Here is a 13,113-nt window from a genome sequence, read left to right as displayed (position 1 = left end):
AAAAAATTCTGTAAATCAGCATTTTTACTGGATTGCTTCGTCGAATTACTACGTAGTTCTTCTCGCAGTGACGAAAAGCAGGTCTACGCGGCAATACTGGATTAACGTACAAATCATCTTTAAAAGGGGGTTATGCAAGAAGTTTATTTTCTAAATAACAAATAATATACTATATAAAATCATCCAAAAAATCCATGAATGATAGCCCATAATATTGATTTATTCACATTAAACGATATTACTATTGCAAGTATTGTTCCAAGAGAAATACCACCATATCCTAAATAATTCATATATTTTGCCCTTAATGTTTTTTAATATTATTGTAGGATATTTATTATGTTTTATTAAGAAATTTTGTGAATTAAAAATAATTAATTTATATATTATTGCTTAAAAACTACTTTCTTATAATTTGCAGCTAAAAAAGCAAAGAGTTCACAAGATGAAGAATGACAACAGTTATTAAATGTTCAGCATCCAAGAGCTTACAAAGATATTGCTGCTAGTTTTTTTAAGTTCCATCTGAATATATACGTTCCTTACAATAGCAGAACTTGTATATATTAATTATTTTTTTGCAGTAAGATTCCAAATTTTCTCCGCTTTGTTTCCAAGCCGCCAAAAGCTTATTCTTAGAATTGTAAAAATACTGCTTTATGAGTTGTATTCCAAAAATATTCAAAAAATCTTGTATATAAATTAATAAATAAAAAGTAACTCCAAATCCTTTAGTTATCGAATTATCTTGTTTTAAACCGTGATAAATAGCTGCTCCGGACATTAAGGCAAATAATAAAGACCAATGAAATAATTCTATCGGCTTTACCAACCGCCAGGTGCTATAATCTTCAGGGTCATAATTTCCAAATATTGATAATAACCACATTGCAATAAATGAATATAATAAACCAATTACAAGAGTTACTTGAGTAAAATGATTGAATTTTTTATTTTCCTCTAGTGCAAGAGCAGAAAATGTTAAGATTCCTCCAAATAATATAAAACGTAATGGATAATTCATACCTAAGTAATATGCTCCCCATCCTGACATATACCCGGTTTCTGCTCCCATCCAACTACCTAGTGAAATTAAAGCAAAGCACCAAATTAAATTTGATTTAGAGAAATATCCTAATATGGCATAAACAATAAAAGATAAAAGCAATAAAATGGAAAAATGTCCACTCCCTGAATCAAATGCTTTTCCTAGTTGATAAATAGCACAAGCAGTGGTTAAGACCCCTAAAAATAATATTACCCCATTGCTAAAAATTTTCTCTGGTTTTTGTTGCTGTCTTTTAAAACCAACAAAATATATTATTCCCGATAAAGTTGATAAGGTAATAAATTTCAGCAGATACGGGGCATTAAAAATATATTCTAATAATTCTCGTAGATAACGATCAGACAAAATAGCATTAATAGCAATAACTATACATATTAAAGAAATCTAAAAAGAATATCTAGCTAATTTCTTCCAATCAAAATTTAATATTTCCATATCGATTTTAAGTAATATAGTCGTATTATCATCAAGTAAACCGGTATTATTCCATTCATCTAATGCTGAAAAAAAGTATCTTTGCCTGTGATTTAGCTATTTTCATAAGTTAATCTAAATATCTCCCAAATTTTAATAGAAAGATATTATTAATATAAAAATATGTCAAGAATTACTAGATTCTGTTGACAGGTATTGCTAACTATCAACAGATATCGCTATTAGCGAATGAACGTAAGCATTGTTGCATGATTTATTTATATCATTTCCGCTTTCGCAGGAATGACATAAAACGCATTTTTGAGCCATGCGACAACACCGCAAACGTAGAGGGCATGGTAATTCAGAATTTAATTAGATTGCTTCATCAAAATTTTCAATTTTTCCTCGCAATTATTTAAAATATAAATAATTTCTTATTTCGCACAAGGAGCAATATTCTCCATTGCTACTAAATAATGAGAAGGATATTTTTTATATGATCCACTTAAGGCATCTACAATAAACCCTGGCCAAAACAACACGTTAATAAGAGTTACGCTATTAAAATTATCTCCAACAGCAATATTAAGTTGTTTATATCCTTCTTTTTTACAATCAACTAACACTGCCCCTGAAGTTCTACGTACCTTTACTATCCCTGGATTATTTTGTAAGGCATAACTTCCTCCCGTACCATCGGAAACAGTACATATTACATTTTCTAAAGTAGCGTTATTCTTATTATCTATAACCTTACCATGAATATCTTGAGTCGTACCGGAAAAAATTGTAGCACAACCGCTCAAGATTATGGTACTCATTAATATAGTAACAAGTTTATACAGTTTCATTTTATACCTTTAAATTAATTATTTAGTACTTTAAATAAAGTTAAAGTTGATATGTCAATTATATATTGTATATTATCTTATTGCTAACTAATAGCTATAACAAAGCTGCTAAAAGTAGTTTTATCGTATGACTTGGGAAGATGTTATAGAAAGATTTTAAGATCTGTAGAAGAAACTGCTTAGTAGTTAAAAGCAAACAATTAGTTAAAGATAGTGACAGTAAATATTTGGACTGAGTAATTACTTATATAAATATAAGCAATGTACTAATTTAGTCTTTAAGGAGGTAATCCAGCCGCAGGTTCCCCTACGGCTACCTTGTTACGACTTCACCCCAGTCGCTAATTTTACCGTGGTTGGCTGCCTCTTGCGTTAGCTCACCACCTTCAGGTAAAACCAACTCCCATGGCGTGACGGGCAGTGTGTACAAGGCCCGAGAACGTATTCACCGCGGCATGCTGATCCGCGATTACTAGCGATTCCAACTTCATGCTCTCGAGTTGCAGAGAACAATCCGAACTGAGATGTCTTTTAGGGATTTGCTCCACGTCGCCGTCTTGCTTCCCTCTGTAAACACCATTGTAGCACGCGTGTAGCCCAACCCGTAAGGGCCATGATGACTTGACGTCGTCCCCACCTTCCTCCGGCTTATCACCGGCAGTTTTCTTATAGTTCCCGGCATTACCCGCTGGCAAATAAGAATGAGGGTTGCGCTCGTTGCGGGACTTAACCCAACATCTCACGACACGAGCTGACGACAGCCATGCAACACCTGTGTGTGGTCCAGCCGAGCTGAAGGAAAGCATCTCTGCGATCCGCGACCACCATGTCAAGGGTTGGTAAGGTTTTTCGCGTAACATCGAATTAAACCGCATGCTCCACCGCTTGTGCGAGCCCCCGTCAATTCCTTTGAGTTTTAATCTTGCGACCGTACTCCCCAGGCGGAGTGCTTAATGCGTTAGCTGCGAAACCGAAAGAGAATCTTCCGATATCTAGCACTCATCGTTTACGGCGTGGACTACCAGGGTATCTAATCCTGTTTGCTCCCCACGCTTTCGTGCATCAGCGTCAGTTGTAGCCCAGATGACCGCCTTCGCCACCGGTGTTCCTCCTAATATCTAAGAATTTCACCTCTACACTAGGAATTCCATCATCCCCTACTACACTCTAGATTAGTAGTTTTGAAAGCAATTCCGAGGTTAAGCCCCGGGCTTTCACTTCCAACTTACTAAACCGCCTACGCACTCTTTACGCCCAGTAATTCCGAACAACGCTAGCCCCCTCCGTCTTACCGCGGCTGCTGGCACGGAGTTAGCCGGGGCTTTTTCTGCAAGTAACGTCATTATCTTCCTTGCTAAAAGAGCTTTACAACCCTAAGGCCTTCATCACTCACTCGGTATTGCTGGATCAGGCTTTCGCCCATTGTCCAATATTCCCCACTGCTGCCTCCCGTAGGAGTCTGGGCCGTGTCTCAGTCCCAGTGTGGCTGATCATCCTCTCAGACCAGCTACAGATCGTCGGCTTGGTGAGCCGTTACCTCACCAACTACCTAATCTGGCGCGGGCTCATCCATCAGCGATAAATCTTTCCTCCGTAGAGAATATACGGTATTAGCTTTTATTTCTAAAAGTTATTCCGTACTGATGGGCAGATTCCCACGTGTTACTCACCCGTCTGCCACTAACTAATTGGGGCAAGCCCCAATTGGTCCGTCCGACTTGCATGTGTTAAGCATACCGATAGCGTTCGTTCTGAGCCAGGATCAAACTCTCAAGTTTGATTCTGTCAGTTTTACTTTAAAAAATTGACAGGTTTAATTACCACTTTTGTGATATGTACATGTTTACTGTCACTATCTATATCTAATTATTTACTTTTAAAAACAGCTGCGACTTTTTTTCATTTATCGCTTTGGAATAGGTGTAGTTATATGCAATATAATCAGCCCTGTCAACTACAATTTTGAAATTATTTTATTTTTTTTATTTTTGTTCTATATATCTAATTTAGATCCTGCTTTTACAGCTTATAATCATTACAAAACTTTAGTTAAAATCTAATCATAACTAATGCTAATATTCTTTATTATATACTGTGCATATATCTTTACTCATTGATATAGTATTTAATAAATACCTATCTAAATCATAACTTTTCATGCTCATATAAAATATCATGAATAATTTGTAAATTCTTAACAGCATAAAGACCATCTAATGGAGCAATTAAAGCTTTCCACAAAGCCCAGCCTCTTGCTCTATCCCAAGTATCATCATCTAAGGGTAGCTTCTCTTTAAAAACTTTTCTTGCTTCATTTTGAAGAAAAGTCCAAATTATTACTAAATCAGGTCGTGCCTCCGTATTGCAGTTTAGAGTAAATAGTCTATAATCCTCAAACAGTAATAAGAGAGAATTATAGTTAAGGAGTTATGGCAAAAATAGATGTTAAGTGTAGATATTGTAACAACACAGAAGAAGTAATAAAGTCAGGATATTCAATTTCAAAACAACAGAGATATCAATGCAAGCGGTGTAATCGATATTTTCAATTGGAGTATATTAATAATGCATCTAAGCCTGGAGTTAAGGAGCAAATAGTAGAAATGTCAATCAACGGCTCTGGAGTTAGAGATACAGTAAGAGTATTAAAAGTGGGTATCAATACAGTTATCCGTGTTTTAAAAAAATCTAGTATTAAAAAACAATAAATCATTCTATCAGTACAACAGAAGTAATTATTGCTCCTGAGATAGATGAACAATGGTCTTATGTACAGAATAAATCCAGACAACGATGGCTTTGGTATGCCTTGGATAAGATTTCGTTAAAAGTAGTTGCTTATACGTTTGGTACAAGATGTGATAGCACATTAGAATCATTACTGAAAAAACTAGAGAATTTCAAGGTGACTTTTTACTATACAGATGGATGGGGGAGTTATGCTAGGTTATTAGACCCTAAAAAGCATATTATCAGTAAAAAATACACTCAACGGATAGAACGAAGTAACTTGAACCTTAGAACGAGATGCAAGAGGCTTGCACGTAAGACAATCTGCTTTTCCAAGTCATTGGATATTCATGATAAGGTTATTGGTACTCTTATTGAACGTATAGCTTTTTAATAGGCATAACTGCAATATGGAGGCATGACCGTTTTTTTGAAACCGTCTCTACATATTTTTCTGCACTTGGTAATCTAATCAACATTTCATCGCCTAAATGAAAGGTTCTATTATCGTGACCACTAAATTCAACCGATTTAATTGATAAATTAGCCCAATTAGGGAATTGTTCTGCAATAAGTTCTTTTGCTAAAAGCTCTGTAATTTCTATATTCATAACTTTTTGCCTATTATTAAGTGATCAAGTAACAGGATGACAGCGGTAGAATTGATCCATGCAATAATGCTGGGCTAGGGATGGCATACAGGGTTTTTCAAGAATTGTCCTATACTATAATTCTAACCTCCGAAACGTCCGACTTTCAAATCCAATTCTTTTAAATCGAATTTTATATCGATTATTGCTCCCTCTTCTTCTCTGTTCGCTATATCTAGAATGCCACAATGTTCTTCGACTATTCTTTTAACTATAGCAAGCCCTACTCCCATACCTTTACTGCTGGTCGTAACATAGCTTTCGGTAGCTTTGCCTATTAACTCAGGCGGAAATCCTTTACCGTTATCTATTACAATAACGCTAATAAAATCGTCTTTAGCATCTATAGTAACTTCTATTTTTCCGGATTCTCGCCCTTCTATTGACTCTTCTGCGTTTTTCAATAAATTGATCATAACTTGATTTATTTGGGTAGCATCACACATAAAATCAAATTGATCTACGTTAGACTCAAATTTATACAAAATGTTATCATTAAGTAATTTATGCGCTTCAACAATATGCTTAACTAAATAAACTAATTCACTTTTCGTAAATTTAGGAGCAGGAAGACGTGCAAAAAGAACAAATTCGGACACTATATTTTTAATATCGTTAGTATGGCGAATAATCATTTTTAAATAATTTTCAAATTCTGCCTTTTCCTTAATTTCAGGACTAAATTTCTTAAGTAATCTTTCAGAAGCAAGTAAAATAGGAGTTAACGGATTCTTGATTTCATGGGCTACTTTTTTTGCAACATCCGACCAAGCCATAGCCCTCTGTGCTATAACTAAATCGCGTTGCTGACGAGAAAGCTGCTTGATCATTCTATTAAATGCCGCATAAAGCGTACCTATTTCGTCTTTATCCACTTCATTTTCAGGCACTTGTACCGTTAAATCACCGTCTTTAACTTTGTCAGTTGCAGTAACTAACTTTTTAATAGGCTTTACTATTTTAGCGGTAAATATAACTCCAAAACTTATAGCTACAAAAAGAAGTAACAAGGCAATAAAGATAAACATTATAGAGAACTTAATCTGTATATTATCTATTTCGTTTTTAAGGCTATTATACTCGGCAGCTGCTCCGTTAGTTGCATCTATATGATCGATAATTTTATTATCTACTAATCTACCGGCTAATAAATACACATCATTATATTCTTTTAATTTAATCAGCATCCTTATTTTGGTTGGATCGGATTTTACTTCCACCGGCTCCCCTAAATCCGCTTTTTTAATTAAATGTGCAGGAATAGTTGCAAATGATAATGAAAAACTTAAATAACTATTAGCTACTATAGTATTAGTAGATTTGTTTAAAACTATAGCTTCATCAAGCGAACGCATCTCTGCTTCGGTATTAAGTGTTTTAGTAAATAAAGCGGGATTATGAATTAAATCATAATACATATCGCTTAAATCTTCAGCAACGGCTAGAGCCGTTTCTTTTAGCTGTAATTTATGCTCGGCAATATAAGATTCCGCAACTATTACGGATTGATCAAGAACTGTAGAAATCTTCTTATCAAACCAAGCTTGAACACTAAGATTAAAAAAATAAACAGAAAATACTGAGACAATTATAGTTGGAATAGCTGCAACTAAACTAAAGGCAATTACAATACGATTTTGTAATTTAGAACTATCGTTATTATTATTTTTAGTAAAAAATTTTTGAGTTAGTAAAACGCCTAAAATTAAAAAAATTGCTAAATCAATTAATAAGAACCCAATAATCGTACTAAAATTCTTCGATTCTAAAGATATCACATAAAAAGTAGCACACGCAAAAATAATAGCTGCCGTTGCTAAAGTAAAAATTAGCACTCTACTAGAAAAATAAGAACGTAAATTTTTTTTAAGATAACTAAGCATAGATCGGTTTATATGGCTATAACAATTCTTTATAACATAAAAAAAGCTAATTGGGAATATTTGTACTTTAATGTCATTCCTGCGGAGGCATCGCTGCGTGGATACCTAATCGTCATGAGCTACGCAGCCATAGGCGTTGTTGCATGGCTCGTTTTATGTCATTCCTGCGGAAGCAGGAATCCATTACTTTTGCTGTCATACCGTGGCTTGACTACGGTATCCAGTTAAAATACTAAAATTATTAGTGTTTTTTATTGTTTTTATGTACCTAGTTAGCAAGTCACGGGGTGAGACAGTGAGTTTTACCGGTCCACGCAACAATGCCTCACGGGAATGACATCGAGCCATGCGGGCAGCACCCGTGGCTTTGTTGCAAGGAAAATTACAAAGTAATTTGACGAAGCAATCTAAATAACAAAAAAAGCTAGAAATGTTAATATTTCTAGCTTTTTATTTAGTATTAAAATTGTTTGAAATTTTATTCATCAAACATTTTTTTACGAGCAAACTTTCTCCGTCTTCTCGCTGCTTCTTGTGCTTTACGAACACGCTTCGCTGAAGGTGTTTCATAATAACGCTGTTCTTTCATCTTACGAAAATAAAGCTCTCTTTGTAGCTTTTTCTTAAAATTCTTAAGCGTATTGTCACAATTACCGGCGTGAACATTTACTAGTATCACTAAAATTACTCTCCTTAAAAGATATTGTGGTTTATTGAACTATACCCTATAATTAAGTTATATGTCAAGGTTAAAAAATATGAGCATTAAAGAAGAACACCATATCAAAAAAATAAGTTTCGTGCAATCTTTATTAGAATTATTACCGTTTAATGAATGGAATAATAAACTACTTGAAGAAGCAGAAGAAAAATGCGGCTTTGCAAAAGGTTATGCTTTAATAGTTTTTCCGGAAGGTTTATCTGAAATAATAGAATTCTTTGAAAGCTACTTAGATAATATTATGCTAGAAAGCTTAAAGACAATAGAAGAGCCGGCAAAAATAAGAGAAAAAATATCTTTAGCGGTAAAGATTAGGATCAAAGCTGTACTCCCTATTATTCATAGCAAAAATGCTGCTTATTTTGCATTAAACCCGATGCAAGGAACTGAGGTTGCTTTCCGTAGCTGTGATGCTATTTGGCGTTATGCCGGAGATAAATCTCTTGATTTTAACTATTATACTAAAAGAGGTTTATTGCTATCGGTTTATGTATCCTCTATTCTTTTTTACATACAAGACGAATCGGAGAATTATATTGAAACCGATAAATTTATTGAGGCTGCCGTAGAAAATATAGTAAAAACTTTCTCACAGATGAAAAAATTACTCGACCCTTCAAATATACCCATAGTTAGAATGTTTACGTAGGTATATTTAATGGGTAATATTAATTTTTCATCAAATTAGAAATACTATGAAACTTATAAATAAAGCTAGTAATGAATTACATTTAATCACTTTTCATAAGGCTGTAAAAGAAGCTCAAGAATTGTTTAAACAACATGGTTCTAAATCAGAATCATTTGTTGATGAATTTTTAAAGCAGAAATATCAAGAAGCAAATAAAGAAAATTCTAAGTTTTAATATTATTCGTATAGTATCGTCATTGCGAGGAAATTGTGATGTTGTTGCATAGATAGGTTTATGTCATTCCTGAAAAAGCAGGAATCCATAGGGCTACTCAACTAAATCTTTCCGTTAGCTTTTGCTATCAGTTCTATTTTCCAGTTACGTTTCCACTTTTTCAAATTTTTCTCTCTTGTGATTGCTTCTTTAATATAAGTAAACTCTTCTGTATACACTATAAAGTACCATGCTTATTAGAACATAATATATACCCAATACATTTTTTGTTTTTTAGTTTTATTTTATGGATTCCTGCTTTCGCAGGAATGACATCGAGTAGGTTTTTCAAATAGGAGTTAACACAGTTTTTAGTATTAGAAAGTTCCTTGGTTTTCATTTGTCTCTTAAAATTAAACAGTTTAGTACAAATTATATATTTATCTCTGTGTCATTATCTATTATAATAAACCAAACTATTATAATAATTTCTAAAATAATGACAAATACTAAATATTACCCTGAGGTTAGTTCAAATGCTGATTTTGCTGCTATAGAGCGAGAGATACTAAAATTTTGGCAAGACAATAATATATTCCAAAAATCTATTGATGATAGGAATGGAGAGTCAGAATTTATTTTTTATGACGGTCCGCCTTTTGCAAACGGTTTGCCGCATTACGGTCACTTGCTTACCGGCTTTATTAAGGACGTATATGCTAGGTATCAAACCGTAAAAGGTAAGAAAGTTGAGCGTCGCTTCGGCTGGGACTGTCACGGTCTTCCTGCTGAAATGCAATCAGAGAAAGAACTTGGTATTTCAGGGCGTCTTGCAATAACTAATTTCGGTATAGAGAAGTTCAATAGCCATTGCAGAGCTTCGGTAATGAAATATGCGAGTGACTGGGAAGAATATGTAACTCGTCAAGCACGATGGGTGGATTTTAAAAATTCTTATAAAACGATGGATAAGAACTTTATGGAATCCGTTCTTTGGGCGTTTAAAGAGCTATATAATAAGGGGTTATTGTATGAATCTATGCGGGTAATGCCGTATTCTTGGGCATGCGAAACACCGCTTTCTAATTTTGAAACAAGGCTTGATAATTCTTATCGTGAGCGAGCAGATAAAGCTGTAACTGTTAGTTTTGTACTAACCGATGTCATTCCCGCGAAAGCGGGAATCCAGGGAAAAATGGATCCCCGCCTACGCGGGGATGACATTGAAGGGGACAGACGTGACATAGAATATAGAATCCTCGCTTGGACCACGACGCCTTGGACACTTCCCTCAAATCTAGCCTTAGCCGTCGGTAGTGATATCGATTATGCGTTAGTACCGAAAGGAGATATTTATTACATTATAGCCGCCTCTTCCGTCTCTAAATATACAAAAGAGCTAGAACTAAAAGGGGATGAGAAATTTACTACTATTAAAGGCTCAGAGCTTCAAGGATTGAGCTATAAGCCGTTATTTAGCTATTTCGAGAATCATCCAAACAGCTTCAAGATATTTGCCGGCGACTTTGTGGTTGAGGGTGACGGTACGGGAGTCGTACACATGGCTCCCGGCTTTGGTGAAGATGACCAAATACTTTGTGCATCGAAAGGTATTGAGCTTGTTTGCCCTGTTGATAATAGCGGTAAGTTCACCAAAGAAATTCCTGATTTAGAGGGCTTGCAAGTATTTGATGCTAATGACAAAATAATAATCAAATTAAAAGAACAAGGAAATTGGCTAAAAACCGAGCAGTATATTCATAATTACCCTCATTGCTGGCGAACAGATACGCCTCTTATATATAAGGCCGTTCCATCATGGTACGTAAAGGTTACACAGTTTAAAGATAGAATGGTAGAGCTTAATCAGCAAATTAACTGGATACCTTTCCATGTTAAAGATAATTTGTTTGGTAAGTGGCTTGAAAATGCCCGTGATTGGTCAATAAGCCGTAATAGATTTTGGGGAACGCCGCTACCTGTATGGAAATCTGACGATCCAAAATATCCACGTATAGATGTTTACGGTTCTATAGGGGAATTAGAGAAAGATTTCGGCGTTAAGGTTACTGATTTACATCGTCCGTTTATTGATGAACTGACTCGGGCCAACCCTAACGATCCAACCGGTAAATCAACAATGCGTAGAATCAAAGATGTGTTTGATTGCTGGTTTGAAAGCGGCTCAATGCCATACGGGCAAGCCCACTACCCTTTTGAAAATAAAGAATGGTTTGAGGATCATTTTCCGGCTGATTTTATAGTTGAATACTCAGCTCAAACACGTGGTTGGTTTTATACTTTAATGTTATTATCTACCGCTTTATTTGATCGCACACCGTTTTTAAACTGTATATGTCACGGCGTGATTTTAGACGCTACTGGTCAAAAGCTCTCAAAGCGTCTTAATAACTACGCCGATCCGCTGGGGCTATTTGATAAATACGGCTCTGACGCTTTAAGAGTTACGATGCTTTCTTCAAACGTTGTTAAAGGTCAGGAGCTGTTAATCGATAAAGACGGTAAGATGGTATTTGATACTCTGCGTTTATTCATCAAACCTATTTGGAATGCCTACCATTTCTTTACGATGTATGCTAATGCCGATTCGCTTAAAGGTGAGCTTAATTTTACTTCTCAAAACGTGCTTGATATTTATATATTGTCTAAGCTCAAAATAGCAGTAAATAAAATTGAAGAAAGTTTAGATAATTTCGATACGCAAACGGCTTATCACGCAGTTTCAGAATTTTTTGAAGTATTGAATAATTGGTATATCAGACGAAGTAGGGCAAGGTTTTGGAAAAGCGAAAAAGATGCAGATAAACAAAATGCTTATAATACTCTGTATTCATGTTTAGAGACTATGGCAATTGCGATGTCGGCACTAGTGCCTATGATTTCGGAGGCGATATATTTGGGGTTATGTCATAAACGACCGGACGTCATTGCGAGGAAAGACTTAAGTCTTGACGAAGCAATCTCAGGAAATTCTCATGAGATTGCCGCGGCACTTTCAGCGCCTCGCAATGACGGTTTAGTATCCACGCCGGCAACACCGCCTCGCAATGACGGTTCTATCTCTGTCCATCTATGCAACTACCCTACTCTCTCAAGCTTTGAGATAAATCACGAGCTAGTTGCTACCATGGATAACGTACTTGATATTTGCAGTAATAGCTTGTTTATCCGAAGCACTGAAAATATCAGAGTAAGGCAGCCGCTTGCTAGTATAACTATTATCAGTAAACATAATGATAAACTAAAAAGCTTTGAAGATTTAATTAAAGATGAAATTAATGTCAAATCAGTAATTTATCGTGATGATTTAGAGAATTACGCAAGCAAAAAACTATCGATTAATTTCCCAATGCTTGGTAAACGTCTTCCCGCTAAAATGAAAGAGATAATATCCGCCTCTAAAAAAGGCGAGTGGGAAGCTATCGGAGGCGGTTTAGCTATATGCGGTGAGACCTTGAATAGCGACGAATATAAGCTAGTTTTAGAGCCGTATTCACACATTAAAGGAGCAGCAAGTTTTGAGGATGATAGTAGCTTGTTCATACTTGATTTAGAGCTAACTCCTGAATTAATAGAAGAAGGATACGCAAGAGACATTGTACGCTTTATACAACGGGCTCGAAAAGATGCCGATTTCTCTATAACCGACAGGATTTTAATTGCAATAATAAGCGAGTTTGATTTATCTAAGATAATTGATAATTATGGAGACTTTATTAAAGAACAAACTTTAGGCGAGTTTGCTAAAAATTTCACGCCTGATTATGTAAGTAAAGTAGAATTAGAGAATCATCAAATACAGCTTAAAGTTAAGAGATCGTAAATTATTTTACTATTAATTAAGATATTGATAATTTATTTAGATTAATCTATAGTACGCACGCTATAAATTAATTTAGGTAAATTATGCGTAAAAGCCTCTCGTT

8 protein-coding genes, 1 rRNA gene and 2 pseudogenes are annotated in these 13,113 nt (G+C 35.0%); 4 read left to right on the top strand and 7 right to left on the bottom strand.

The window, feature by feature from the left end; all coding sequences use genetic code 11:
• Positions 1-514: 514 nt before the first annotated feature.
• The 3 genes from AC0ODJ_RS04090 to AC0ODJ_RS04080 all read right to left on the bottom strand — a co-directional run bounded on the left by AC0ODJ_RS04090 (position 515) and on the right by AC0ODJ_RS04080 (position 4,115).
• On the bottom strand, positions 515-1,414 hold the full coding sequence (locus tag AC0ODJ_RS04090) for a hypothetical protein (protein ID WP_474465073.1): 900 nt from the start codon (positions 1,412-1,414) through the stop codon (positions 515-517).
• A 506-nt stretch (positions 1,415-1,920) separates the two neighbouring features.
• Complete coding sequence (locus AC0ODJ_RS04085) at positions 1,921-2,292, bottom strand: hypothetical protein (protein WP_474465071.1); 372 nt, start codon at positions 2,290-2,292, stop codon at positions 1,921-1,923.
• 324 nt (positions 2,293-2,616) lie between these two features.
• Positions 2,617-4,115: ribosomal RNA gene (locus AC0ODJ_RS04080) — 16S ribosomal RNA — on the bottom strand.
• A 651-nt stretch (positions 4,116-4,766) separates the two neighbouring features.
• Here AC0ODJ_RS04080 and AC0ODJ_RS04075 point away from each other — a divergent pair.
• Positions 4,767-5,461, top strand: a protein-coding gene (locus AC0ODJ_RS04075) for an IS1 family transposase (protein WP_240466735.1) whose coding sequence is annotated in 2 segments (ribosomal slippage) — positions 4,767-5,040 and positions 5,040-5,461 — 696 coding nt in all. Because the reading frame shifts where the segments join, the coding sequence is not laid out codon by codon here.
• Positions 5,462-5,534: 73 nt separating this feature from the next.
• On the opposite strand, the pseudogene AC0ODJ_RS04070 reads toward AC0ODJ_RS04075, so the two are convergent.
• The 4 genes and pseudogenes from AC0ODJ_RS04070 to rpsU all read right to left on the bottom strand — a co-directional run.
• Positions 5,535-5,678 (bottom strand): annotated as a pseudogene (locus AC0ODJ_RS04070) (acetyltransferase); the annotation flags it as partial.
• A gap of 122 nt (positions 5,679-5,800) precedes the next feature.
• Entirely contained in the window at positions 5,801-7,600 is a 1,800-nt protein-coding gene (locus tag AC0ODJ_RS04065) for a sensor histidine kinase NtrY-like (RefSeq protein WP_218460491.1), read from the bottom strand.
• A gap of 214 nt (positions 7,601-7,814) precedes the next feature.
• Positions 7,815-7,927 (bottom strand): annotated as a pseudogene (locus tag AC0ODJ_RS04060) (proline/betaine transporter); the annotation flags it as partial.
• Positions 7,928-8,078: 151 nt separating this feature from the next.
• Positions 8,079-8,279, bottom strand: a complete 201-nt coding sequence (gene rpsU, locus AC0ODJ_RS04055; RefSeq protein ID WP_218460490.1) for a 30S ribosomal protein S21 — start codon at positions 8,277-8,279, stop codon at positions 8,079-8,081.
• Positions 8,280-8,358: 79 nt separating this feature from the next.
• Between rpsU and AC0ODJ_RS04050 the strand changes: the two genes are divergently transcribed.
• The 3 genes from AC0ODJ_RS04050 (at position 8,359) to ileS (ending at position 13,010) form a co-directional block, all read left to right on the top strand.
• Positions 8,359-8,970 (top strand): COQ9 family protein, encoded by a 612-nt coding sequence (locus tag AC0ODJ_RS04050; RefSeq protein ID WP_218460489.1) that lies wholly within the window; start codon positions 8,359-8,361, stop codon positions 8,968-8,970.
• Between the two features lie 46 nt (positions 8,971-9,016).
• A complete protein-coding gene (locus tag AC0ODJ_RS04045) occupies positions 9,017-9,187 on the top strand; it encodes a hypothetical protein (protein WP_218460488.1) in 171 nt (56 codons plus the stop codon).
• Between the two features lie 478 nt (positions 9,188-9,665).
• Positions 9,666-13,010 carry an isoleucine--tRNA ligase gene (gene ileS / locus AC0ODJ_RS04040; RefSeq protein WP_218460487.1) on the top strand — a complete coding sequence of 1,115 codons (3,345 nt, stop codon included), beginning with the start codon at positions 9,666-9,668 and terminating at the stop codon, positions 13,008-13,010.
• Positions 13,011-13,113: the final 103 nt, after the last annotated feature.

This window comes from Rickettsia senegalensis (assembly GCF_056135685.1).
The sequence above is the reverse complement of the archived record's forward strand: the minus strand, read 5'-3'. Positions and strand labels throughout refer to the sequence as shown.

Bases quoted from the DNA above. Each gene is read 5' to 3' on its own strand.
- AC0ODJ_RS04065 (WP_218460491.1), bottom strand. From the start codon at position 7,600: ATGCTTAGTTATCTTAAAAAAAATTTACGTTCTTATTTTTCTAGTAGA.
- AC0ODJ_RS04050 (WP_218460489.1), top strand. From the start codon at position 8,359: ATGAGCATTAAAGAAGAACACCATATCAAAAAAATAAGTTTCGTGCAA.
- AC0ODJ_RS04045 (WP_218460488.1), top strand. From the start codon at position 9,017: ATGAAACTTATAAATAAAGCTAGTAATGAATTACATTTAATCACTTTT.
- ileS (WP_218460487.1), top strand. From the start codon at position 9,666: ATGACAAATACTAAATATTACCCTGAGGTTAGTTCAAATGCTGATTTT.